We start from the raw sequence: 24,083 nt of genomic DNA, 5'->3' as shown, positions 1-24,083 counted from the left end.
CGGCTTTTGACATCGTGCTGATTACCCGAAAACTCGAATTCGACGCGGGCCACCGCATTCCCGATCACCGCAGCCAGTGCCGGAACCTGCATGGTCATCGCTACGTGCTCGAAGTCACGCTGCGCGGCGATCTCGTCGATACCGAGGGGGCGCCCGACCGCGGCATGGTGATGGATTTCGCCGACGTGAAGGCGCTCGCGATGGAGCACCTGGTCGGCAAGTGGGACCACGCGTTCCTGGTCTACGCGCGCGATGAGGTCGTGCGCTCGTTCCTCGAGCAGATGGCCGACCACAAGACCGTCGTGATCGACCGGATCCCGACCGTCGAGAATCTCGCGGCGATCGCGTTCGACATCCTCGCGAACGTCTACGACGCGCACTACGGCGTGAACCTGCGGCTCGAGCGCGTGCGCCTGTACGAAACGCCGAACTGCTGGGCCGACGTCGAGCGCCAGTCCGGCCGCTGATCCTGCCTTCGCGGCAGCCCCGCCAGCCGGCGCGGGCTGCCTGGCGCCGCACCTCGCGGCCTTGTCCCGCCACGCTTCCCGTCTGTTCCCACATTCCGCGTGACGCCGCGCTATGATCGTTGCGTGGCGCCGAAAACGCTGCCGTGCGCGATCGTGCGGCCGGCGCTGTCAGATCGGCCGCCTACGCCCGACCAACGTTCCAGGGCCCGGTCCTGGCGCCGCCGTGCATTGCTGCCCGGCGTGCGGCGCTCCGCTTTGCCCGTTGCTTGTCCCGTTCGATTGCCGTTCCGTCCTGGAGGCCGTATCGATGAGCACGCTCACCAATTCCCTCAAACAACGCTTGCGCGACGGCGACGAGCCGCTGTACGGCCTGTGGCTGTCGCTCGGCAGCGACTCGGCCGCGGAAGCGCTCGCGCATGCCGGCTACGACTGGCTCTGCATCGACATGGAGCACGCGCCGAACGACAGCCGCGATGTTGCATCGCAGTTGCGCGCGATCGCCGCCGCCCATCTGCCGAGCGAGCCCGTCGTGCGTGTGCCGGCGCGCGAGCCGTGGCTCGTGAAGCGTGCGCTCGATGCGGGCGCACGCACGCTGATGTTTCCAGGTATCGAGACGCCGGACGATGCCGCGCATGCGGTGCGGCTGACGCGCTATCCGTCGCGCGATTCGCCGGACGGGCTGCGCGGCGTCGCGGGCATGGTGCGCGCGGCGGCGTTCGGCATGCGCCGCGATTACGTGCAGACGGCGAACGCGCAGGTCGCGGTGATCGTGCAGATCGAATCGGCGCGCGGCGTCGATGAAGTCGAGCGGATTGCGGCGCTGCCCGGCGTCGATTGCCTGTTCGTCGGTCCGGCGGACCTCGCGGCAAGCCTCGGGCACCTTGGCGACATCCGTCACCCGGACGTCGAAACCGCGACGGCGCGCGTGCTCGCGGCCGGCCGGCAGGCCGGCGTCGCGGTCGGCATCTTCGCGGGCGATACGACGGTCGCGCGCCAGTATCGCGAGGCCGGCTACCGGATGATCACGCTGTCGGCCGACGTAAGCTGGCTGTTGCGCGCAACGCGGCAGGCGCTGCAGGAGGTACGGTCATGAACGGTGGCGATGGCGCGTGCCGCGGGCGCGCGCAGGGTGTGATCGGGAGGCGCGGGCAGGTCGGCGCGCTGCTCGGCCTGTGGGCCGTGTGTATCGCGGCCGCCGCACAGGGCGCGCCGCAAGCGAAGCCCGATCCGTCGCGCGAGACGCAATCGGCGGTCGCCGACTACAACGCCGGCGACTATCGTGCGGCGCTGGTGCAGTTCCACGACGCGGCCGAGCGCGGCGACCGTCTCGCCCAATTCAACTACGCGATGATGCTGCTGACGGGCGAAGGCGTGACCGCGAACGTCGACGAAGGGCTGCGCTGGCTGAAGCGCGCGGCCGACGCGAACATGTCGCATGCGCAGTACGTGTACGGCCGGATGTTCGACGACGGCGAGTTCGTCACGCGCGATCCGGCCGAAGCGCACCGCTGGTTCCTGCGGGCGGCGAAGCAGGGGCATGTGCAGGCCGAGCTGTCGCTCGCGAACCAGTTCCTCGACGGGCGCGGCACGCCGCGCGACAACCGGCAGGCGTTCACGTGGTACAAGCAGGCCGCCGACGCCGGCGAGCCGACCGCGCAGTACGTAACCGCGTCGTTCTACGAGCGCGGCGGCGACGGCGTCGAGCAGAACCTCAACATCGCGCGGGCGTATTACGCGGCGGCGGCCGCGCAGGGCGACGAGACGGCCGGGCTGAAATTCAAGGAGCTGAGCGCGCGGCTGAAGGCGCAGGGGCCGGCATCGGGTGCCGGCGCGGGGCCGGGCGGGGCGCACGCACCGCCGCCGTGAGCGGGGGCGGCGCGGCGAAGTGCGGCCGCGTTCGCTCTGCACGGTCGAAAAAAACGGCGCCGAGGCGCCGTTTTGCTTCGTGCGGTGCGTGTCGCGCGGTCAACTCTTCATCAACCGCCGCTGCCGCCCGACGCTCATGATCATCCCGATCGCGATGCCGAGCGTCGTGAGCGCGGTGCCGCCGTAACTCATGAACGGCAGCGGCACGCCGACGACCGGCAGCACGCCGCTCACCATTCCGATGTTGACGAACGCATAGACGAAGAACGCGAGCGTGAGCGAGCCCGCGAGCAGGCGGCCGAACAGTGTCGCGCCCTGCGCGGCGATATAGAGCCCGCGCGCGATCAGCGCCATGTACAGCGTCAGCAGCACGAGCCCGCCGACGAGCCCCCACTCCTCCGAGAACACCGCGAAGATGAAATCGGTGTGCTTTTCGGGAATGAATTCGAGGTGCGCCTGCGTGCCTTTCAGGTAACCCTTGCCGAGCACGCCGCCCGAGCCGATCGCGATCACGGCCTGGATCGTGTGGAAGCCCTTGCCGAGCGGGTCGGAAGTCGGGTCGAGCAGCGTACACACGCGGTGCTTCTGGTAATCGTGCATCAGCGGCCACTGCACTTCGGGCTGGCAGATGCGCTCTTCGAACACGGCGATCGAGCCGACCGCGATCACGCCCGCGACGAGCACCGGCACGATCAGCTTGAACGACAGGCCGGCGAGGTAGATCACGAAGAAGCCGGCCGCGAACACGAGCAGGCCCGTGCCGAGGTCGGGCTGTTTCGCGATCAGCCCGACCGGCACCAGCAGGATCCCGAACGCGGCGACGAAGTCGTACCAGCGCAGCCCGCCTTCACGGCGCTGGTAGTACCACGCGAGCATCAGCGGTGTCGCGATCTTGAGGATTTCCGACGGCTGGATCACGACGCCGACGTTCAGCCAGCGCTTCGCGCCCTTCTTGGTCATCCCGAACAGCGCGACCGCAACCAATAGCGCGACCCCGAACGTGTAGAGCGGGACCGCGAAGCGCATCAGCGTCGTTGGCGGGATGTTGGCGATCACCCACATCAGCACGAACGTCAGCAGGATGTTGCGCAACTGGTCCTCGACGCGGCCCGGCATGTCGATCGCCGCGCTGTACAGCGTGACGATGCCGACGCACAGCAGCAGGAACACGATGAGGGCGAGCGGGCGGTCGAAGCCCGCGAACATCTGCTTGATCTTGTCGAGCCAGGCGCGCTTGTCGAATTGCATGCCTTTCTCCGTTAATGAGCGGTGCCGGCGTCCGCCGCCTTCGCGGGGGCCGTTGCACGGTGATTGTCGTCGCGCGGCGTGGCGACGAACGGCTGCGCGTCGCTGGCGGGCCGGCGTGGCCGGTGCGGGCGCCGGATCGGCGGCAGGCTCGCGGCCATCGGCGCAGCGGCGCTGGCCGGCGGGGCGGCGCTCGCGCCGGCGGCAGCCGACGCTTCGGAGGCGGCTGCCGCCGATGCCGCTTCCGCCGCGCTGGCCGCGGTCGGCACGACCGGCTGCGGCAGCGCGGTGAAGCCGGCCGCGACGGCGGCGGGCTTGTTCGCGTCACCGATCACCGGCGCGTTGACGGGTTCGGTCGCCGACGCCGCGGCAGCCACGGCCGCGGCTTCGTTCTTCGGGTTCTGGCGATCGACGAGGTAGAAGTCGAGCACGCGGCGCGCGATCGGGCCGGCGGCCTGCGCCCCCCAGCCGCCGTTCTCGACGACCAGCGCGACGGCGATCTGCGGATGGTCGACCGGCGCGTACGCGATGAACAGCGCGTGGTCGCGCAGGTGCTCGGCGAGCAGGTGGCCCTTGTAGTTGGAGCCTTGCAGCGAGAACACCTGCGCGGTACCGGTCTTGCCGGCGGCGAGGTACGGCGCGCCGCGGAACACCTTGTACGCGGTGCCGGACGGATTCTCGATCACGTTTTCCATCCCGCGCTTCACGACGTCGATGTCGGCCTGCTTGAGCGGGATCACTTCGCTTTCCTTCGGCACGGTCAGGCGGCGCCCGCGCGTGATCGGATCCTCGATTTCCTTCACGAGGTGGGGTTTCATCACGACGCCGTTGTTCGCGAGCGTCGCGGTCGCGTGCGCGAGCTGCAGGATCGTGAACGAGTTGTAGCCCTGGCCGATCCCGAGGCTGATCGTCTCGCCGTCGAACCACTTCTGCTGCGCGGCCTTCTTGAACGCCTTCTTCTTCCAGTCGGTCGACGGCAGGATCCCGCGCGCCTCGCCCTGGATGTCGATCCCGGTGATCTGGCCGAAGCCGAACGGCTTCATGAAGTTCGCGATCGCGTTCACGCCGAGATCGCGCGCGAGCATGTAGAAGTAGGTGTCGTTCGACACCATGATCGCCTTGTTCATGTCGACCCAGCCCTGGCCCGAGCGCACGTCGTTGCGGAACGTGTGGCCGCCGAACGTGAAGTAGCCGGGATCCTGGAAGCCCCAGCCCGGCGTGCGCTTGCCGAGCGTCAGGCCGGCGAGCGCCATGAACGGCTTGTACGTCGAGCCGGGTGGGTAGGTGCCGTGCAGCGGGCGGTTCAGCAGCGGCTTGTCGGTCGAGTTGTTCAGCTCGTCCCAGGTCTGCTGGTCGATGCCGTCGACGAACGAGTTCGGGTCGAAGCTTGGCGACGACACGAACGCGAGCACGTCGCCCGTCTTCGGCTCGATCGCGACCAGCGCGCCGCGCTTGCCGGCGAACGCCTGCTCGGCGACCTGCTGCAGCCCGATGTCGAGCGACAGCACGAGGTTGTTGCCGGGCGTCGCCTGCGTGCGCGACAGCGTGCGCACCGGCCGGCCGCCGGCCGTCACCTCGACTTCCTCGAAGCCCGTCAGCCCATGCAGCTCGGTCTCGTAGCTCTGCTCGACGCCGATCTTGCCGATGTAGTCGGTGCCCTTGTAGTTGTTCGCGTCGCGGCGCGGATCGTAGTTTTCCTGATCGCTGTCGTTGTCGTCGCTCATCGCGTCGATGCGATCCTGGTCGCGCTTCGAGATCCGGCCGATATAGCCGATCACGTGCGCGGCCGTCGTGCCGAGCGGATATTGCCGGAACAGCCGCGCGCGCACGTCGACGCCGGGGAAGCGGAAGCGCTGCGCGGTGAAGCGCGCGACTTCCTCGTCGGTGAGCCGGGTGCGGATCGGCAGGCTCTCGAAGTTCTTCGAGTCTTCCTGCAGCTTCTTGAAGCGGCGGCGATCGCGCGCGTCGATCGGGATGATCTCGGACAGCTTGTCGATCGTGTTCTCGAGCGTGTCGTCGAGCTTCGACGGTGTGATCTCGAGCGTATAGGCCGAATAGTTCTTCGCGAGGATCACGCCGTTGCGGTCGGTGATGATCCCGCGGTTCGGCACGATCGGCGCGACGGAGATGCGGTTTTCCTCGGCCTGCAGCGCGTATTTGCCGTGCTGCATCAACTGCAGGTAGAAGAAGCGGCTCGCGAGCAGCCCGAAGCAGACGAACACGAACACGCCCGCCGCCGCGACGCGCAGGCGGAACTTCGAGAGCTGCTGTTGGGTGTCGTTGAATTCGGTCATGCGGCTAGGATCGGTCTGGCCCGCGTGCGGGCGGGCGAGGTGCCGCCCCGGAGCGCGGCGCGCGGCGGGTTTGGGGGCGGCGGGTATTCAAAGGTCGGTCCGGCTCAGATGGGGCGCGTATCGTCCGGATCGACCGGGCGGCGTTGCGGCATCAGCAGCAGGTGGCTCGCGATCGGCCACAGCGCGGCCTCGACGAAGCCGTCGACCAGGTAGCGCCAGCCCGGGAACGCGGCGCCCATCACGAGGCGGATCACGAACGGCACGAGCTGCGCGACGACCAGCAGCGGCGTGACGTACAGCACCTGCACGCCGATCGGCATCCACAGCACGCGGCGGTGGATCGTGATCGCGCCGTACGACAGCAGCGTATAGGCGAGCGCGTGCTCGCCGAGCAGCCCTGCGTCATGCACGTCCATCAGGATGCCGAGTGCGAATGCGACGCCCATTCCGACCTTGCGCGGCTGGTGGATGTTCCAGAACAGCAGCACGAGCGCGACGAAGTCGGGCACGCCGGGCAGGCGGCCCCACGGCATCAGGTTCAGCAGGAACGCGGCGGCGAGGCTGAAGACGATGAAGTACGGGTTGACCGGCTGCAGGATGTATTGCGGGCGATTCATCGCTGGGCTCCTGACTGCCCCGCCGCGGGCTTCGCGGGCGCGGCGGCGGGCTTGGCCGGAGCGGCCGGTGCCGCAGGCTTCGCGCCGGGCTGGGCCGCGGCGGCCGGCTTCGCATTCGCGTCAGCCTTGTCGGCCTTCTCGCCCTTGGCGGCGGCTTTCGCGCCCTTCTTGCCCTTCGCGTTCTTGTCGGCGGCCGGATCGGGCTCGGCCGGACGCGGCGGGATGTCGTTCTGGTAATGCAGCACGAGCATCTGGCGCGCGCCGCGCACGGCGGCGATCGGCGCGCAGGTCACGCGCGCGAATGCCGTATCGGCGAGCTTGTCGACGCGCGCGACCTTCGCGACCGGCAGGCCGGGCGGGTAGACGCCGTCGAGGCCGCTCGTGACGAGTTCGTCGCCGACGACGAGATCCGCGCTCGTCGGCACGAAGCGCAGGTCGAGCGAATCGCCCTTCGGCGTGCCGTAGATCACGCTGCGCAGGCCGGTGCGCAGCACCTGCACGGGAATCGCGAGATCGCGGTCGGTGACCAGCGTGACTTCGGATTGCAGCGGGAACACGCGCGTGACCTGGCCGACCACGCCGTTCTCGCTGACGACGGGCGCGCCGTTCTGGATGCCCTGCTGCGACCCCTGGCCGATCACGATCTTCTGCGTGAACGGATCGCTCGTGTCGTACTGGATCTCGGCCGGCGTCGATTGCGTCGCGATGTGCTGGCGCAGCTCGAGCACCGCGCGCAGGTGCGCGTTCTCCTGCGCGAGCACGGCGGCCTGGTTGGCCTGCGTGGACAACTGCAGGTTGCGCTTGCGGAGGTCGTCGTTCTCGTGGCGCAGCGACGCGCCGGTGACGGCGATGTCGGCCGCGCCCATGAACAGGTCGCGCGGCACGAGCGCGACGCGCTGCAGCGGATAGAGCACGGTGCCGAGCGCGCCGCGGACGATTTCGAGCGTGCTGAAGCGCGCGTCCGATACGAGGAGCGCGATGGCGAGGGCAACGAAGAAGATGAGCCGCGCGAGCGCGGGCGGACCTTGCTTGAAGAGGGGCGGCGGACTGTATTCCATGGTCGGCGCCGGGCGCGAACGATCGGTTAAATGATGCTCAGACGCGCAAACGGCGCGGCGGTTCGTTCTAAACGAGCGAGCCGGCCACGCCGCGGTTGCGTCATGTCAGGAAGACTGCCTGGACGATCACTCGTACGAGAAGATGCTGCCCAGCTTGTCCATGCGCTCGAGCGCCATGCCCGAACCGCGCACGACGCAGGTGAGCGGATCTTCCGCGACGAGCACCGGCAGGCCGGTTTCTTCCGCCAGCAGGCGATCGAGGTCGCGCAGCAGTGCGCCGCCGCCCGTCAGCATCATCCCGCGTTCGGCGATGTCGGCGCCGAGTTCCGGCGGCGTCTGTTCGAGCGCGATCTTCACCGACGACACGATCTGGTTCAGCGGATCGGTCAACGCTTCGAGGATTTCGTTGCTGGAGATCGTGAAGCTGCGCGGAATGCCTTCCGACAGGTTGCGGCCCTTCACTTCCATTTCCTTGACTTCGGAGCCCGGGAACGCGGAGCCGATTTCCTTCTTGATCGCTTCGGCGGTCTGTTCGCCGATCAGCATCCCGTAGTTGCGGCGGATGTAGTTGACGATCGCCTCGTCGAACTTGTCGCCGCCGACGCGCACCGAACCCTTGTACACGATGCCGCCGAGCGAGATCACGCCGACTTCCGTCGTGCCGCCGCCGATGTCGACGACCATCGAGCCGGTGGCTTCCGACACCGGCAGGCCTGCGCCGATCGCGGCCGCCATCGGCTCTTCGATCAGGTAGACCTGCGATGCGCCGGCGCCGTGCGCGGCTTCCTTGATCGCGCGGCGCTCGACCTGGGTCGAGCCGCACGGCACGCAGATGATGATGCGCGGCGACGGCGAGAACATGCGCGACTCGTGGGCCGTCTTGATGAACTGCTTGATCATCTGCTCGGTGACGGTGAAGTCGGCGATCACGCCGTCCTTCATCGGGCGGATCGCCTCGATGTTGCCCGGCACCTTGCCGAGCATCTGCTTGGCTTCCTTGCCGACCGCCTGGATCGTCTTCTTGCCGTTGGGGCCGCCTTCCTGGCGAATCGACACGACGGAAGGCTCATCGAGCACGATGCCCTTGCCGCGCATGTAGATCAGGGTGTTTGCGGTGCCGAGGTCGATCGCGAGATCGTTGGAGAAGTAGCTGCGCAAAAAACCGAACATTCAGAATCCTGTTTCGCTCTGAGCCGGCCCTGCGTGGCGTGCAACGCTGAGGGCGGCAGCGGAAAAAATAACAGCCTCGGGAAGCGTGGCGGAAGCGGCCGCCGCGGCGCACGAAGCTGCGAGTGATGTCTACCGGGGATCGCACGAAGCACGCACGGCTTGCCGAGGCGGGGCGAAACGGTGCGGGAAAAGGCTGCCGGGTTTGGGTCGAACGCGTAATGATACCTTATAATTTCACGGTATTTGAATCGAAACGGGCGGTATTTTTGCCGCTTCGGTCCCGATTTTTGAGGGTGGGATCGCACCCTCCAACCCCCCGCCGCAGTGCTGCTTTCGATGCGCTGCGCAGCCTTGTTTTTCCGGTGATCGCATGGCCCTGACCCTGACCGATGTGAAACGCATCGCGCACCTGGCGCGACTCGAAATGGCCGACGCCGACGCCGAGCACATGCTCGGCCAGCTCAATGAATTCTTCGGCCTCGTCGAGCAGATGCAGGCGGTCGACACCGCCGGCATCGCGCCGCTCGCCCACCCGATCGAACAGATCCAGGAAGTCGCGCAGCGCCTGCGCGACGACGCCGTGACGGAAGTTGTCAATCGCGACGACAACCAGCGTCCGGCGCCGGCCGTCCAGGACGGCCTCTATCTCGTGCCGAAGGTGATCGAGTAAGCATTCGATGACAAGCGCGCCGGCCGCCTTGCGCCGCGCGCGACCCAGAATTCCCAGGAAAACCACTCAATGCACGCAAAAAGCCTGACCGAACTGCGCGCCGCGCTTGCCGCCAAGGAATGCTCGGCCGTCGAGCTCGCGCAGCTCTACCTGAAACGGATCGACGCCGCGCGCGACCTGAACGCGTTCGTCCATGTCGACGCCGATCTGACCCTCGCGCAGGCCAAAGCCGCCGACGCGGAACTCGCCCGCGGCGCGGGCGGCGCGCTCACCGGCCTGCCGATCGCGCACAAGGATGTCTTCGTCACGCGCGGCTGGCGCTCGACCGCCGGCTCGAAGATGCTCGCGAATTATGAAAGCCCGTTCGACGCGACCGTCGTCGCCCGCCTGCAGGCGGCCGGCATGGTCACGCTCGGCAAGACCAACATGGACGAGTTCGCGATGGGCTCGTCGAACGAGAATTCGGCGTTCGGCGCGGTGAAGAACCCGTGGGACACGAACGCGGTGCCGGGCGGCAGCTCGGGCGGCAGCTCGGCCGCGGTCGCCGCGCGCCTCGCGCCGGCCGCGACCGGCACCGACACCGGCGGCTCGATCCGCCAGCCCGCGTCGTTCGCGGGCGTGACGGGCATCAAGCCGACCTACGGCCGCGTTTCGCGCTACGGGATGATCGCGTTCGCGTCGTCGCTCGACCAGGGCGGCCCGATGGCGCAGAGCGCGTCCGACTGCGCGCTGCTGCTGAACGCGATGGCCGGCTTCGACGAGCGCGACTCGACGAGCCTCGAGCGCGACGATGAAGACTTCACGCGCCACCTCGGCCAGCCGTGGGCGGCCGGCAACGATGCGGGCAAGCCGCTCGCGGGCCTGCGCATCGGCCTGCCGAACGAGTATTTCGGCGACGGTCTCGCCGACGACGTGCGCGCGGCGATCGACGCGGCGCTCAAGGCATATGAAGCGCTCGGCGCGACGCTCGTGCCCGTGTCGCTGCCGAAGACGGAACTGTCGATCCCCGTGTACTACGTGATCGCGCCGGCCGAGGCGTCGTCGAACCTGTCGCGTTTCGACGGCGTGCGCTTCGGTCACCGCGCCGCGCAGTACGGCGACCTGCTCGACATGTACAAGAAGTCGCGCGCGGAAGGCTTCGGCCCCGAGGTGAAGCGCCGGATTCTGGTCGGCACGTACGTGCTGTCGCACGGCTACTACGACGCGTACTACCTGCAGGCGCAGAAGATCCGCCGCATCATCGCGAACGATTTCCAGGAAGCGTTCAAGTCCTGCGACGTGATCATGGGCCCGGCTTCGCCGACGGTCGCATGGGATCTCGGCTCGAAGGGCGACGATCCGGTGCAGATGTATCTCGCGGATATCTACACGCTGTCGGTGAGCCTGGCCGGCCTGCCCGGCATGAGCGTGCCGTGCGGCTTCGGCGCGGGCGCGAACGCAAAGCGCCCGGTCGGCCTGCAGATCATCGGCAACTATTTCAACGAAGCCCGGATGCTGCAGGTCGCTGACGCGTTCCAGCGCGCGACCGACTGGCACAAGCAAGTTCCGGCAGGGGTGTAAGCACATGACTACTCAATGGGAAGTCGTTATCGGTCTGGAGACGCACGCGCAGCTGTCGACCGTCTCGAAGATTTTCTCGGGCGCGTCGACGCAGTTCGGCGCCGAGCCGAACACGCAGGCCTGCCCGGTCGACCTGGCGCTGCCGGGCGTGCTGCCGGTGCTGAACCGCGGCGCGGTCGAGCGCGCAATCCGCTTCGGCCTCGCGATCGGCTCGACCATCGCGCCGCGCAGCATCTTCGCGCGCAAGAATTATTTCTACCCCGATCTGCCGAAGGGCTATCAGATCAGCCAGTACGAGATTCCGGTCGTGCAGGGCGGCACGCTTACGATCCAGGTCCCGGCTAACGAGAAAGCTGGCAAGGCCGCGTACGAGAAGACGATCAACCTGACCCGCGCGCACCTCGAGGAGGATGCCGGCAAGTCGCTGCACGAGGACTATGCAGGGATGACGGGGATCGACTTGAACCGCGCTGGCACGCCGCTGCTCGAGATCGTCACCGAGCCGGAAATGCGCAGCGCGGCGGAGGCCGTGGCCTATGCGAAAGCGTTGCACGCACTCGTCGTATGGCTCGGCATCTGTGACGGCAACATGCAGGAAGGCTCGTTCCGCTGCGACGCGAACGTGTCGGTGCGCCCGGTCGGCCAGGAGAAGTTCGGCACGCGCGCGGAAATCAAGAACCTGAACTCATTCCGGTTCCTCGAAGAGGCGATCAACTACGAAGTGCAGCGTCAGATCGAACTGATCGAGGATGGCGGCGAAGTCGTGCAGGAAACGCGTCTTTACGATCCGGACAAGCGCAAGACTGAGTCGATGCGCAGCAAGGAAGACGCGCACGACTACCGCTACTTCCCCGACCCCGACCTGATGCCGCTCGTGATCGGCCAGGACTGGATCGAGCGCGTGCAGTCCGGGATGCCCGAGCTGCCGGCCGCGATGCAGCAGCGCTTCGTCGAGCAGTACGGCGTGTCCGCGTACGACGCGGGCGTGCTGACGTCGAGCAAGGCGATGGCCGCGTATTTCGAGGCCGTGGTCGCGAAGGCGGGCGCCGCGAACGCGAAGATCGCCGCGAACTGGCTGATGGGCGACGTGTCGTCTCAACTGAACCGCGACGGCATCGAGATCGACGCGATTCCGGTATCGGCGGCCCAGCTTGCACTCGTGCTGCAGCGCATCGCCGACGGCACGATCTCGAACAAGATCGCGAAGGAAATCTTCGCGACGATCTGGGACGAGAAGGCGACCGACGAAGGTGCGGCCGACCGCATCATCGACGCGAAGGGGCTGAAGCAGATCTCCGACACCGGCGCGCTGGAAGCGATCATCGACGAGGTGCTCGCGGCGAACGCGAAGTCGGTCGAGGAATTCCGCGCGGGCAAGGAGAAGGCGTTCAACGCGCTGATCGGCCAGGCGATGAAGGCGACCAAGGGCAAGGCCAATCCGCAGCAGGTCAACGAACTGCTGAAGAAGAAGCTCGGCTGAGCATGACCGCGCGCCTGAACCGCGCTTGACGACGGGCCGCTCCGAACCAGTTCGGGGCGGCCCGTTGCGTTTGGTGGATGCGTTATCGTATGCATCATTGCGTCCAACGGAGGAACGAATGGCGAAACAACCGTCGCTCGACGATTTCCGCGTGCCGTACAGCACGCGCGAGAAGGAAGCCGCAGCATTCAAGCTCGATGCGTTCGACCCGGCCGCGAAGCCGTTCTCGTCCGGTTCGAAGGACGACGATCGCGCACGGCTGTCGGCCGTGTCGACCGAGCTCGACGTGCAGCAGGAGCGCCTGCACACGCAGCAGAAGAAGCGCGTGCTGCTGGTGCTGCAGGGGATGGACACCAGCGGCAAGGACGGCACCGTGCGCGCGGTGTTCCGCGAGGTCGATCCGCTTGGCCTGCGCGTCGTGTCGTTCAAGGCGCCCACGCCGATCGAGGCCGCGCACGACTTCCTGTGGCGCGTGCATGCGCAGGTGCCGGCCGCGGGCGAGCTCGCGATCTTCAACCGCAGCCACTATGAAGACGTGCTGGTGCCGCGCGTGCTCGACCTGATCGACGCGAAGGAGTGCGAGCGCCGCTACCGGCAGATCCGCGATTTCGAGACGATGCTGGTCGAGAACGGCACGACGATCGTCAAGTGCTTCCTGCACATCTCGAAGGACGAGCAGCGCGAGCGGCTGCAGGCGCGCATCGACGATCCGACCAAGCACTGGAAGTTCGACATCTCCGATCTCGACGCGCGCAAGCACTGGGACGCGTACCAGAGCGCCTACCGCGACGCGCTCGCCGCGACATCCGCCGAGCATGCGCCGTGGTACGTGATCCCGGCGAACTCGAAGACGCACCGCAACGTGATGATCGCTGAGCTGCTGCTGCGCACGATGACCGACATGAAGCTGGAGTTCCCGCCGCCGAAGCCCGAGCTCGAAGGCGTGAAGATCCGCTAAGCTGCCCCCTGAAAAACATCGAACTGAACGGAATCCGACATGATGCGAGTGATTACCGCCAACCTGAACGGCATCCGCTCCGCCGCGAAGAAGGGCTTCTTCGAATGGCTCGGCGAACAGAACGCCGATTGCGTGTGCGTGCAGGAAATCAAGGTCTCGGCCGACGACCTGCCGGCCGAATTCGTCGAGCCGCACGGCTTCAAGAGTTATTTCCACCACGCCGAGAAGAAGGGCTACAGCGGCGCGGGCGTGTACAGCCGCCGCGAGCCCGACGACGTGATCATCGGCTTCGGCAGCAGCGAATTCGATGCCGAAGGTCGCTACGTCGAGGCGCGCTACGGCAAGCTGTCGGTCGTGTCGGTGTACGTGCCGTCCGGCTCGAGCGGTGAAGAACGCCAGCAGGCGAAGTACCGCTTCATGGACGAGTTCATGCCGCACCTCGCCGCGCTGAAGAAGAAGCGCGAAGTGATCCTGTGCGGCGACGTGAACATCGTCCACAAGGAAATCGACATCAAGAACTGGAAGAGCAACCAGAAGAACTCGGGCTGCCTGCCGGAAGAACGCGAGTGGCTCACGAAGCTGTTCGACGATGTCGGCTATGTCGACGTGTTCCGCACGCTCGACCCGCGCGCCGAGCAGTACACGTGGTGGAGCAACCGCGGCCAGGCATATGCGAAGAACGTCGGGTGGCGGATCGATTACCAGATCGCGACGCCAGGCGTGGCCGGCACCGCGAAAAGCACGTCGATCTTCAAGGACATCAAGTTCAGCGACCATGCGCCGCTGACGGTGGACTACGACTACAAGTGACGTCCCGCGCCACGCCGCGCGCGTAGCCGTCGGATCATCCGGCCGCCGGATGCAGATACGGGCCGCATGTCGAACATGCGGCCCGTTTCGTTAGGGGCGGCGATCGTGCGTGCCGCCCGGCGGCGCTCAATGCTTGATCGACGCCATGTCGATCACGAACCGGTACTTCACGTCGCTCTTCAGCATCCGCTCGTAGGCCGCATTGATCTGCTGCATCGGAATCGTTTCGATATCCGACGTGATCCCGTGCTCCGCGCAGAAGTCGAGCATTTCCTGCGTTTCCGCGATCCCGCCGATCAGCGATCCCGCGAGACGGCGGCGCTTGAAGATCAGGTTGAACACCTGCGGCGACGGATGATCGTGCTCCGGCGCGCCGACCAGCGTCATCGTGCCGTCGCGCTTCAGCAGGTGCAGGAACGGGTTCAGGTCGTGCTGCGCGGCGACCGTGTTCAGGATGAAGTCGAAGCTGTTCAGGTGCGCGTTCATCTGCGCTTCGTCCTTCGAGATCACGACTTCGTGCGCACCGACACGCTTGCCGTCCTCGATCTTCGACGGCGACGAGGTGAACAGCACGACGTGCGCCCCCATCGCGCGCGCCAGCTTCACGCCCATGTGGCCGAGGCCGCCGAGCCCGACGATGCCGACCTTCTTGCCGGGGCCGACGTTCCACTGCCGCAGCGGCGAGTAGGTCGTGATTCCCGCGCACAGGAGCGGCGCGGCGCCGGCCGGATCGAGCGTCTCGGGCACGCGCAGCACGAACGCCTCGTCGACGACGAGCTGCGTCGAATAGCCGCCGAACGTGATGTCGCCCGTCACGCGGTCCTGGCCGTTGTAGGTGCCGACGAAGCCGTTCTCGCAATATTGCTCGAGGCCGTCGGCGCAGCTCGGGCAGGTGCGGCACGAATCGACGAGACAGCCGACGCCGACCAGCTCGCCGACCTTGAAGCGCGAGACCTGCGGGCCGGTCGCGGTCACGCGGCCGACGATTTCATGGCCCGGCACGACCGGATAGATCGTGTTGCGCCATTCGTTGCGGGCCTGGTGCAGGTCCGAGTGGCAGACGCCGCAGTAGAGGACGTCGATCTGGACGTCGAGGTCGCGCAGCGCGCGACGCTGGAATTCGAACGGGGCGAGCGGCGACTGCGAATCGGTCGCCGCGTAGGCATAGGTAGTGCTCATGCGATGGGCTCCTTGTCCGGAAAGCATCCGGCGAAACAGACTGCCGCCGCGTCATGTGGCGATGCGGCGAGGCAGGACGTCATCGTAAGGAGCGCGGCGCCGCGGCGAAATACACGAAGGTCTGGAAGATTTGCCTATTCCTCTCTAACTGCGTGCCAACAGCCGTCAAAACGGCTGCCAGGTGCTACATTGCGAGCCGGATTCTCTTGCCGGACAGGACCACGCAGATGAGCTTCGAGCCCCTTTTCGCCGACACGGGCGACCGCGTGCAGCGCCGCATGGTCGAGCTGCATGCGCGCCTCGCGCCGAACGAGGGCGAAACGTTCGCGGCGCTCGACGGCGTGCGCTTCATCCGCGTGAGCCGTCCGGGGCCGCGCATGCCCGTGTTGTACGAACCGAGCATCGTCGTCGTGTGCCAGGGACGCAAGCTCGGCTATCTCGGCGAGCGCTCGTTCGTGTACGACGCGCGGCAGTATCTCGTGCTGTCGGTGCCGCTGCCGTTCGAATGCGAGACCTTCGCGAGCCGGGACGAACCGTTTCTCGCGATCTCGATCCGCGTCGATCTCGCGGTGATCGCCGAGCTCGCGATCCTGCTCGACGAGACGCTCGGCGCGGCCGTCGGCGAACCGGTCGGCGTGGATTCGACGCCGCTCGACGCGCCGCTGGCCGACGCGGTCGTGCGGCTGCTCGAAGCGCTCGCGTCGCCGCACGACACGCGCGTGCTGGGCCCCGCGATCATGCGCGAGATCGCGTATCGGGTGCTGACGGGCGAGCGGGGCGACGCGATCCGCGCGGCGCTCGTCCAGCAGCATCACTTCGGCCGCATCGCGAAGGCGCTGCGGCGCATCCACGCGGACCTGAAGGCCGATCTCGACGTCGAGACGCTCGCGCGCGAGGCCGGGATGAGCCTCGCGGTGTTCCATGCGCAGTTCAAGCACGTGACGGCGACGTCGCCGATGCAGTACGTGAAGGCCGCGCGGCTGCACCAGGCGCGGCTGATGATGGTGCAGGACGGGGTCGGCGCCGGCGCGGCGGCCGCGCGCGTCGGCTATGCGAGCGCGTCGCAGTTCAGCCGCGAGTTCAAGCGGCTGTTCGGCCGCAGCCCAAGTGACGAGGTGCGCTGGATGCGCGAAAGCGGCGCGCGGCCGGTCGCGGCGGACGTGGATGCGTAGCGCTGCATGGCGATCGGCCGTGCGTGGGGCTCAGCGCCGCACGACCTTGCGACGCTGCGCGCTGATGCCCGCGTAGTCGGGCAGCGCGTCGACGCGCTTGCCCACCGCCTTCGCGTAGAGCGGCATGAGATCCGGCAGGCGGTTCAGCAGATCCTGGCGGCGGGCGTTGCTGTACGGATGCGTATAGATGAAGCCGGTTGCCTTGTTCCCGCGTGTCGCGACCGCGAGCTTGTCCCACAGCGTGATCGCCGCGCGCGGATCGAAGCCCGCGCGTGCGGCGATGTCGCCGCCGATCACGTCGGCTTCGGTCTCGTCGGTCGCGTTGTAGTGGAGCGCCTGCAGGCGTTCGCCGAGGTTCAGTGCCTGCGGCAGCGGGTCACCGACGCCGAACAGCGGCGGCAGCGCGGCCGCGCGCAGCGACGTCTGCGAGGTCGCGCTGAAGTTGCTGCGCGCGTGTTCGCGCAGCGCATGCGCAATGCAGTGCGCGAGCAGCACGCCGAGCTCGTCGTCGTTCAGGCGGACGCGATCGAGCAGGCCGCCGTACACGAGCACCTTGCCGCCCGGCAGGCAGGTCAGGCGAATGTCGCGCGAGCGGATCGCGTTGACGTCCCACGCCCAACTCTTCACGCGGTCGTTCCATTTCACCGAATACGGCGCGAGCTTCGCGACGATCGCGCGCAGGCGCTTCACGCGCGGCTGGTTCGCCGGCAGCAGGCGGTTGCTGTCGGCGGCCGCCTGCACGATCTGCGCGTATTCGTTCGCGGTGAGCTGCTCGAGCAGCGGCGACGGAATCAGCGTGCGGAAGGCAATGGCGTCGCCGTAACGGACCTGCTGCGGCGTCTGCGCGTAAGCCTTCGTCGACGCGGCGGCGCCGGTCGGTTGCGCGGGTTCGGCGGCGGCTGCCGGCTGGGCGGGGGCGGCGGGAGCCGAAGTCGCCGGCGGCGAAGCCGGCGCAGCGGCCGGCGCGGAACCCGCGGCGGTGGCAGCGGGCGCGCCGGCGTCGGCCGCATGGGCGAACCCCGCGGCGAGCGCCGCGGCGCCGACGCTCAACGAAGCCGCAACGCGCGCGAGGCGGTGCAGGCCGTTACTGCGCACGGCTGGCCTCGCCGTTGCGTGCGGTGCCGTTCCACGGCGCGATCTTGAACAGCAGCAGCATGCCGGGAATCGCGAGCGCGGTGCACACGATGAAGTAGTCGAACCAGCCGATCTTCGCGACGATGAAACCGCTCGCGGCCGACGCGAGCGTGCGCGGCACCGACGCGAGGCTCGTGAACAGCGCGAACTGCGTAGCCGTATAGCGCGGGTCGGTCGTGCTGGCGATATACGCGACGAACGCGGCCATCGTCAGGCCGGTGGTGAACGTTTCGGCGCCATAGACGATTGCGAGCGCGACGGTCATCGGGCTGAATTGCGGTGCGACCGCAATGCCGAACACCGACAGCGCCGCGGCGATCGCATGGCTCGTCGACACGGTGAAGTCGTAGAGCATCGCGAGCACGGGCGAACCGGGGCCGAGCTGCGCGAGCCACGCGAAGCCGAGCGTCGACACCATCTGCAGCGCGCCGAAGATCCACAGCCCGCGGCCGATGCCGATCTTCACGAGCCAGACGCCGCCGATGATGCCGCCGGCGACGCTCGCGACGAGCGCGGTGGTTTTCGCGACGATGCCGATCTCGGTGCGCGAGAAGCCGATGTCGAGGAAGAACGACGTCGACAGCGTGGTGGCCATCGTGTCGCCGATCTTGAACAGGAAGATGAACGCGATGACGAGCAGCGCGCCGGCCCAGCCGTCGCGCTGGATGAATTCGCGGAACGGCAGCACGATCGCGTCGCGCAGGTTGCGCGGCGGCGCGCCGACCACTTCGGGCTCGCGTACCACGAGCGTCATCAGGATGCCCGGCAGCATGAACGCTCCGGTGATCGCGAACACGACGTCCCACGGCAGGTGGTCGGACAGGATCAGTGCCAGCGAGCCGGGGATCAGCGCGGCGAGCTTGTACGCGTTCACGTGGATGGCGTTGCCGAGCCCCTGTTCGGTATCGCGCAGCAGCTCGCGCCGGTAGGCGTCGATCACGATGTCGGCGCTCGCGCCGAAGAACGCGACGAGCGTGGTGAGCGCGGCGACCGTCCAGATCGAATCGCGCGGCGACACGAAGCCGAGCGCGGCGATCGCGCCCGCGACCAGCACCTGCGTGAGCAGCAGCCAGCCGCGTCGGCGCCCCGGCCGCCAGCCGGGCAGGCGCGGGATGTAGCGGTCCATCAGCGGCGCCCACAGGAACTTCCACGTGTACGGGAACTGGATCAGCGCAAACAGGCCGATTTCCTTCAGGTTCACGCCTTCGGAGCGCAGCCATGCCTGCACGAGGTAGACGAGCGTGAAGAGGGGCAGACCCGACGTGAAACCCAGGAACACGCAGATCAGCATGTGCGTGTTCAGGTAGGCTCGCCAGCCGGGGTGATCCTCGTGAGCGGTGAGTGCGGGCGCCTCGTGTGGCGTTTTCGACATGGACTGGAACTGGATAGCGTTGACTGATTGCGGCGACAGCGCAGGCGGCGGCGCGGGTAGTGCAGCGGCGCGGCCGCACATGCGTGCGGGCCGTCGGCGTTCGTCAACGGCTTCCCGGCTCAGCTGCGCTTGACGCGGTAGACAGCAAGACTACCACGCCAGTTCGCACCCCATCGAATCGGCTGGCCTTCGTGCAGCACCACGCGGTCGAGGATCGTCACGCCGACTTCGGGCGCGAGCGCCTCGAAATCCTCGATCGTCAGCACCCGGACGTTCGGCGTGTTGTGCCACTGATAAGGCAGCGACTTCGACACCGGCATCCGGCCGTTCAGCACCGACAGCCGGTGCGGCCAGTAGCCGAAATTCGGGAACGACACGATGCATTCGCGCCCGACCCGCGCGGTTTCGCGCAGGATCGCGGCCGTCTGGTGAATCGTCTGAAGCGTTTGCGACAGGATCGCGATGTCGAAGCTGTGGTCCTCGAACAGGCGCAGGCCGTCCTCCAGGTTCTGCTGGATCACGTTGATGCCGTTCTTCGCGCTCGCGAGCACGCCCGCGTCGTTCAGCTCGATCCCGTAGCCGGTGACGTCCAGTTCTTCCATCAGCAGCGCGAGCAGCGAGCCGTCGCCGCAGCCGAGGTCGAGCACCGTCGAGCGCGGCTCGACCCAGCGCGCGATCGTGCGGAAGTCCGCGCGTGCGGACAGGGAATTCAGCGCTTGCTGGTTCATGCACCCACCTCGTTGGCGATTCGTTCGTAATACGCACGGATCAGGTTGTGATAGCGCGCGTCGTCGAGCAGGAACGCGTCGTGACCGTGCGGCGCATCGATTTCCGCGTAGCTGACCGTGCGCTTGTTGTCGAGCAGCGCCTTCACGATCTCGCGCGAGCGGGCCGGCGCGAAGCGCCAGTCGGTCGAGAAGCTCGCGATCAGGTATTTCGCCTGCGTGTGCGCGAGCGCGGCCGTCAGGTTGCCGTCGAACGCCTTGGCCGGGTCGAAATAGTCGAGCGCGCGCGTGATCAGCAGATAGGTGTTCGCGTCGAAGTAGTCGGCGAACTTGTCGCCCTGGTAGCGCAGGTACGACTCGACCTCGAATTCGACGTCGAAGCTGAAGTTGTACGCGTCGAGCGCGCCGTCGGCGCGGCGCAGCGCACGGCCGAATTTCTCGGCCATGTCGTCGTCGGACAGGTACGTGATGTGGCCGATCATCCGCGCGACGCGCAAGCCGCGCTTCGGCTTCACGCCGTGCGCGTAGTAGTCGCCGCCGTGGAAATCGGGATCGGACAGGATCGCCGAGCGCGCGACTTCGTTGAACGCGATGTTCTGCGCGGACAGCTTCGGGGTCGACGCGATGTCGATGCAGTGTGCGACGCGCTCCGGATACATCAGGCTCCACGCGAGCGCCTGCATCCCGCCGAGGCTGCCGCCCATCACCGCGGCGAAGCGCTCGATGCCGAATGCGTCGGCGACGCGCGCCTGCGCGTGCACCCAGTCCTCGACGGTGACGACCGGGAAGCTCGCGCCGTACGGCTTGCCGGTCGACGGGTCGATGCTCATCGGGCCGGTCGAGCCGAAGCATGAGCCGAGGTTGTTCACGCCGATCACGAAGAAGCGGTTGGTGTCGAGCGGCTTGCCGGGGCCGACCATGTTGTCCCACCAGCCGGTGCTGCGCGGATCGTCCGCGTAGACGCCGGCGACGTGGTGCGACGCGTTGAGCGCGTGGCAGACGAGCACCGCGTTCGAGCGCGCGGCGTTGAGTTCGCCGTACGTCTCGACGACGAGCTGATAGTTGCCGAGCGCGCTGCCGCTTTGCAAGCGCAGCGGTTCGGCGAAGTGCATGGTCTGTGGAGCGACGATGCCGATCGATTCCATTCGTTCCGCCTTATGACTGGGCAGCTAAATGGTGTCGGCGAGGCGCGGAGTCGGAGATGCGCGGCTGACGACCTCTTTAGCCGCATTTGTAGTGAACCGCCGGGACAAGGACACAACCTCCACACCCCGGCCGGTTCGCGCGCCCGCAATCGAGTCAGCAAATCGGCGCGCTTCCGACCTGCCGCCAACGAGGCGGCAAGTCGGCAAAGTATAGCGGAAATCGCGGAGTGCGGATTCGGGCGCGCGGGCAGGGCGCCGCGCCGGCGCCATCTCACTGCAGGATCAGCCGCAAATGCGCGTCGGCCTGCTCGCCGGGCGATTTCTGGAACCCGCCCTTTGCGAAGCGGTGCCACCGGCCGATCACGTAGCTGACGAGCAGGCTCGCGCGGGCGGCCGGATCGTAGTCGGCAGGCAGCACGAGCGGTGTCGCGCCGTCCCGCGGCGCGTTCGCCTCCGTGCGCGCGACCCGCAGGCATTGCTTGACCGTTGCCTCGATGCGATCGAGCAACTGGTTCACGCGCTCGGTGAGCCGTTCGTCCTCGCCGACCAGCGCTTCGCCGGTCAGCACGCGCGTCATTCCCGGGTTCTTCGCGGCGAAATTGAGCATCGTGAGCGCGATCGTGCGGGCCTGCAGCACGCCGTTCGGCTCCTTCTCGACGATCTGGTTGACGAGCCCGAACAGCGACTGCTCGATGAACTCGATCAGCCCTTCGTACATCTTCGCCTTGCTCGGGAAATGGCGGTACAGCGCCGCTTCCGACACGTCGAGCCGGGCCGCGAGCGCGGCCGTCGTGATCTTCTCGCGTTTCGGCGCCTCGAGCATCGTCGCGAGCGTCTGCAGGATCATCACGCGGCGCTCGCCCGGCTTCGGGCGCGGGCGGGACGGCGTGGCCTGGTCTTCCGTTACGGCGTGGTCCTGCGGGTGAGTCGGCTGCATTTCTGTCGCCCCGATCGAGTGCCCAGTCGAAGCGATTTTAACGAACGAATCCGCTGGTCGACATAATGCGGGCGGCCGGTACCCGGCAGGTGGCCGGGAAGATGGCCGGTAATCCAGACCGTGCCGATGCCGAGGCGCTTGTAGCGCTTCAGGTGGCCGCGCGTGTCCTCGACGAGGATCGCGTCGGTCATCCGCGCATGCACGGCGCGCAGCGTTCGGCGCAGCATCATGTGGTCAGGTTTCGCGCGCCACGTGCGGCGGTCGCGCATGTGCTCGATCGCGATCACGCGCTCGAACAGCCGCTCGATGCGCAACTCGCGCAGCACCGCGCGCGCATAGTTCTCCGGCGCGTTGGTCAGCACGAACTTGCGGCCCGGCAGCGCGGCGATGATGTGCGCGAGGCCGCGCTCGGCGCGTACCATCGCGGGGAGATCGGCGAACGTATGGACCGCGCGCAGGAAGTCGTGCGGATCGATCGGATGATGGCGCGTGAGGCCGAGGAGCGCGGCGCCGTAGCGCTCGGTATAGCCGTTGCGCAGGCGGTCGGCTTCGGCGCGCTCGACCTTGAGCGCATCGATGATGTATTGCGTCATCGCACGGTTGATCTCGGGAAAGATCGCGTGCGACGCGTGGTGGAGCGTGTTGTCGAGATCGAACAGCCAGACGGGCGCGCCGGCACGCGGCCGGCTGCGCGAGATGCGCCGGCGCCGCAGCGGGGCCGGCAGGTCGGGGCTGGCGGTCTTGCGGCGCGCGCTCAATGCGAGCGGATCATCGTGCCGAACGGCTGCTCGGTCAGGATTTCCAGCAGCACCGAGTGCTCGATCCGGCCGTCGACGATGTGCACCGACTTCACGCCGCTCTTCGCCGCGTCGAGCGCCGACGAGATCTTCGGCAGCATGCCGCCGGAGATCGTGCCGTCCTCGAACAGCGCGTCGATCTCGCGCGCGGACAAATCGGTCAGCAGGTTGCCGTCCTTGTCCATCACGCCCGGGATGTTGGTCATCATCAGCAGCTTCTCGGCGTTCAGCACGGTGGCGAGCTTGCCCGCGACGAGGTCGGCGTTGATGTTGTACGACAGGCCGTCTTCGCCGAAGCCGATCGGCGAGATCACCGGGATGAACGCATCGTCCTGCAGCGCCTTCACGACCGCCGGGTTGATCGCCTCGACTTCGCCGACCTGGCCGATGTCGATGGTCTGGCCCGGGTTGTCGCGGTCCGGCATCAGCAGCTTGCGTGCGTGGATCAGGCCGCCGTCCTTGCCCGTCAGGCCCACCGCGTGGCCGCCGAAGTGGTTGATCAGCGTCACGATGTCCTGCTGCACTTCCCCGCCCAGCACCCATTCGACGACTTCCATCGTCTCTTCGTCGGTGACGCGCATGCCCTGGATGAAGGTGCCGGCCTTGCCGATCTTCTTCAGCGCCTGATCGATCTGCGGACCGCCGCCGTGGACGATCACCGGGTTGATGCCGACCAGTTTCAGCAGGATCACGTCGCGCGCGAAGCCTTGCTTGAGCCGCTCTTCCGTCATCGCGTTGCCGCCGTATTTGATGACCACGGTCTTGCCGTGGTAACGGCGGATGTACGGCAGCGCCTCGGCGAGGATTTCTGCTTTCAGCGTGGGGGCGATCTGCGAGAGGTCGATGGGCTCGGACATGGCGGCGGCTCAGGCTGGGAACGGTTGAAACACGGCGAATTGTACAGGAGTGGCGCAGCGCAGCATCGGGTTTTTGGGCGGGCCGGAACACTGGCGGCGCGGCCCGGGCGCCGCACGCGGCGGCCCGCCGGCTATGGCGCGGCGCGATGTGCGCCGCGGTACGGGCAGCGGTGCTGGCAGCGGTGCGACGGCAGTGGCGGCGGGGTGGTTCGCGAACATTCGCGATGGCCATCGGCCGAACGGCCGGCGTGCAAAATCCGTTCGCCGCGCTATGCTTGTCGCGTAGGGCGGCTTCCCGCCCGCTCGAGCGCTTTCGCCATGACCGATTCTGCCGCCGACGCCTGTTCCGCCCCGCACCGTGCGCGGTGCCCGCACTGCGGGCGCAGCTTCGACTGCGGCGCCCGTACGCAGCCGTTCGAATGCTGGTGCGCGTCGATGCCGGTCTTGCCCGGCGGCACACCGCCCGCCGTCGGCGCGCGTTGCCGGTGCCCCGAGTGCCTGGCCGACGAAATCGCGCAGCGGATGGCCGGCGCGGCCGGCTGACGGCATCGGCCGTACACGCGGGGCGTC

Annotated in this window: 23 protein-coding genes; 10 read left to right on the top strand and 13 right to left on the bottom strand. The window is 67.5% G+C overall.

Annotated features, from left to right (window positions below):
* The first annotated feature begins 14 nt into the window (after positions 1-14).
* The 3 genes from queD (at position 15) to LGN17_RS22110 (ending at position 2,333) form a co-directional block, all read left to right on the top strand.
* Positions 15-467, top strand: coding sequence for a 6-carboxytetrahydropterin synthase QueD (queD, locus tag LGN17_RS22120; protein ID WP_175951231.1), 453 nt, complete (start codon positions 15-17; stop codon positions 465-467).
* 307 nt (positions 468-774) lie between these two features.
* Positions 775-1,560 carry an HpcH/HpaI aldolase family protein gene (locus tag LGN17_RS22115; protein ID WP_226198648.1) on the top strand — a complete coding sequence of 262 codons (786 nt, stop codon included), beginning with the start codon at positions 775-777 and terminating at the stop codon, positions 1,558-1,560.
* A complete protein-coding gene (locus LGN17_RS22110; protein ID WP_226198647.1) occupies positions 1,557-2,333 on the top strand; it encodes a tetratricopeptide repeat protein in 777 nt (258 codons plus the stop codon). The genes LGN17_RS22115 and LGN17_RS22110 overlap by 4 nt, the downstream gene beginning before the upstream one ends.
* Positions 2,334-2,432: 99 nt before the next feature.
* Here LGN17_RS22110 and rodA read toward each other — a convergent pair whose 3' ends face one another.
* The 5 genes from rodA to LGN17_RS22085 form a co-directional block, all read right to left on the bottom strand.
* Positions 2,433-3,581 carry a rod shape-determining protein RodA gene (gene rodA, locus LGN17_RS22105; protein ID WP_175951234.1) on the bottom strand — a complete coding sequence of 383 codons (1,149 nt, stop codon included), beginning with the start codon at positions 3,579-3,581 and terminating at the stop codon, positions 2,433-2,435.
* A gap of 11 nt (positions 3,582-3,592) precedes the next feature.
* Positions 3,593-5,872, bottom strand: a complete 2,280-nt coding sequence (gene mrdA, locus LGN17_RS22100) for a penicillin-binding protein 2 (protein ID WP_226198646.1) — start codon at positions 5,870-5,872, stop codon at positions 3,593-3,595.
* A 104-nt stretch (positions 5,873-5,976) separates the two neighbouring features.
* Entirely contained in the window at positions 5,977-6,489 is a 513-nt protein-coding gene (gene mreD, locus LGN17_RS22095; RefSeq protein WP_009687274.1) for a rod shape-determining protein MreD, read from the bottom strand.
* Positions 6,486-7,547, bottom strand: coding sequence for a rod shape-determining protein MreC (gene mreC, locus LGN17_RS22090; RefSeq protein WP_226198645.1), 1,062 nt, complete (start codon positions 7,545-7,547; stop codon positions 6,486-6,488). The genes mreD and mreC overlap by 4 nt, the downstream gene beginning before the upstream one ends.
* A gap of 126 nt (positions 7,548-7,673) precedes the next feature.
* Positions 7,674-8,717, bottom strand: a complete 1,044-nt coding sequence (locus tag LGN17_RS22085) for a rod shape-determining protein (RefSeq protein WP_004189550.1) — start codon at positions 8,715-8,717, stop codon at positions 7,674-7,676.
* Positions 8,718-9,087: 370 nt separating this feature from the next.
* Here LGN17_RS22085 and gatC point away from each other — a divergent pair, with 370 nt between their 5' ends.
* From gatC to LGN17_RS22060, 5 genes are all read left to right on the top strand, one after another.
* Entirely contained in the window at positions 9,088-9,387 is a 300-nt protein-coding gene (gene gatC, locus LGN17_RS22080) for an Asp-tRNA(Asn)/Glu-tRNA(Gln) amidotransferase subunit GatC (protein ID WP_006477478.1), read from the top strand.
* 69 nt (positions 9,388-9,456) lie between these two features.
* Entirely contained in the window at positions 9,457-10,947 is a 1,491-nt protein-coding gene (gene gatA, locus LGN17_RS22075; protein ID WP_226198644.1) for an Asp-tRNA(Asn)/Glu-tRNA(Gln) amidotransferase subunit GatA, read from the top strand.
* A gap of 4 nt (positions 10,948-10,951) precedes the next feature.
* On the top strand, positions 10,952-12,427 hold the full coding sequence (gene gatB, locus LGN17_RS22070) for an Asp-tRNA(Asn)/Glu-tRNA(Gln) amidotransferase subunit GatB (protein ID WP_175951495.1): 1,476 nt from the start codon (positions 10,952-10,954) through the stop codon (positions 12,425-12,427).
* 118 nt (positions 12,428-12,545) lie between these two features.
* A complete protein-coding gene (locus tag LGN17_RS22065) occupies positions 12,546-13,385 on the top strand; it encodes a polyphosphate kinase 2 family protein (RefSeq protein WP_175951238.1) in 840 nt (279 codons plus the stop codon).
* Positions 13,386-13,424: 39 nt separating this feature from the next.
* Complete coding sequence (locus LGN17_RS22060) at positions 13,425-14,195, top strand: exodeoxyribonuclease III (protein ID WP_175951239.1); 771 nt, start codon at positions 13,425-13,427, stop codon at positions 14,193-14,195.
* 126 nt (positions 14,196-14,321) lie between these two features.
* Here LGN17_RS22060 and LGN17_RS22055 read toward each other — a convergent pair whose 3' ends face one another.
* The gene (locus LGN17_RS22055; protein ID WP_226198643.1) at positions 14,322-15,374 is read right to left on the bottom strand and encodes an NAD(P)-dependent alcohol dehydrogenase; all 1,053 of its coding nucleotides are present in this window, start codon (positions 15,372-15,374) and stop codon (positions 14,322-14,324) included.
* Between the two features lie 227 nt (positions 15,375-15,601).
* On the opposite strand from LGN17_RS22055, the gene LGN17_RS22050 reads away from it, so the two are divergent.
* Positions 15,602-16,546: an AraC family transcriptional regulator gene (locus tag LGN17_RS22050; protein WP_226198642.1), complete on the top strand. Its 945-nt coding sequence runs from the start codon at positions 15,602-15,604 to the stop codon at positions 16,544-16,546.
* A 30-nt stretch (positions 16,547-16,576) separates the two neighbouring features.
* Here LGN17_RS22050 and LGN17_RS22045 read toward each other — a convergent pair whose 3' ends face one another.
* The 7 genes from LGN17_RS22045 to argB all read right to left on the bottom strand — a co-directional run bounded on the left by LGN17_RS22045 (position 16,577) and on the right by argB (position 23,513).
* Entirely contained in the window at positions 16,577-17,641 is a 1,065-nt protein-coding gene (locus tag LGN17_RS22045; RefSeq protein WP_226198641.1) for a M48 family metallopeptidase, read from the bottom strand.
* Positions 17,631-19,052 carry an AmpG family muropeptide MFS transporter gene (locus LGN17_RS22040; RefSeq protein WP_226198640.1) on the bottom strand — a complete coding sequence of 474 codons (1,422 nt, stop codon included), beginning with the start codon at positions 19,050-19,052 and terminating at the stop codon, positions 17,631-17,633. The genes LGN17_RS22045 and LGN17_RS22040 overlap by 11 nt, the downstream gene beginning before the upstream one ends.
* Before the next feature lie 119 nt (positions 19,053-19,171).
* On the bottom strand, positions 19,172-19,780 hold the full coding sequence (gene metW / locus LGN17_RS22035; protein WP_006755281.1) for a methionine biosynthesis protein MetW: 609 nt from the start codon (positions 19,778-19,780) through the stop codon (positions 19,172-19,174).
* Positions 19,777-20,922: a homoserine O-succinyltransferase MetX gene (metX, locus tag LGN17_RS22030; RefSeq protein ID WP_175951244.1), complete on the bottom strand. Its 1,146-nt coding sequence runs from the start codon at positions 20,920-20,922 to the stop codon at positions 19,777-19,779. The genes metW and metX overlap by 4 nt, the downstream gene beginning before the upstream one ends.
* A 271-nt stretch (positions 20,923-21,193) precedes the next feature.
* Positions 21,194-21,859 carry a nucleoid occlusion factor SlmA gene (gene slmA / locus LGN17_RS22025; RefSeq protein WP_174921879.1) on the bottom strand — a complete coding sequence of 222 codons (666 nt, stop codon included), beginning with the start codon at positions 21,857-21,859 and terminating at the stop codon, positions 21,194-21,196.
* Complete coding sequence (locus LGN17_RS22020; protein ID WP_069257840.1) at positions 21,826-22,617, bottom strand: pyrimidine 5'-nucleotidase; 792 nt, start codon at positions 22,615-22,617, stop codon at positions 21,826-21,828. The genes slmA and LGN17_RS22020 overlap by 34 nt, the downstream gene beginning before the upstream one ends.
* The gene (gene argB, locus LGN17_RS22015) at positions 22,614-23,513 is read right to left on the bottom strand and encodes an acetylglutamate kinase (RefSeq protein WP_069257839.1); all 900 of its coding nucleotides are present in this window, start codon (positions 23,511-23,513) and stop codon (positions 22,614-22,616) included. The genes LGN17_RS22020 and argB overlap by 4 nt, the downstream gene beginning before the upstream one ends.
* A gap of 318 nt (positions 23,514-23,831) precedes the next feature.
* Between argB and LGN17_RS22010 the strand changes: the two genes are divergently transcribed.
* Positions 23,832-24,056, top strand: coding sequence for a cysteine-rich CWC family protein (locus LGN17_RS22010; RefSeq protein WP_226198639.1), 225 nt, complete (start codon positions 23,832-23,834; stop codon positions 24,054-24,056).
* The last annotated feature ends 27 nt before the right edge of the window (positions 24,057-24,083 follow it).

The sequence above is a fragment of the Burkholderia sp. AU30280 genome (assembly GCF_020420125.1).
Classification (GTDB): Bacteria; Pseudomonadota; Gammaproteobacteria; order Burkholderiales; family Burkholderiaceae; genus Burkholderia.
Note: the sequence above shows the minus strand (reverse complement) of the source record. Positions and strands in the feature narration are given on the sequence as shown.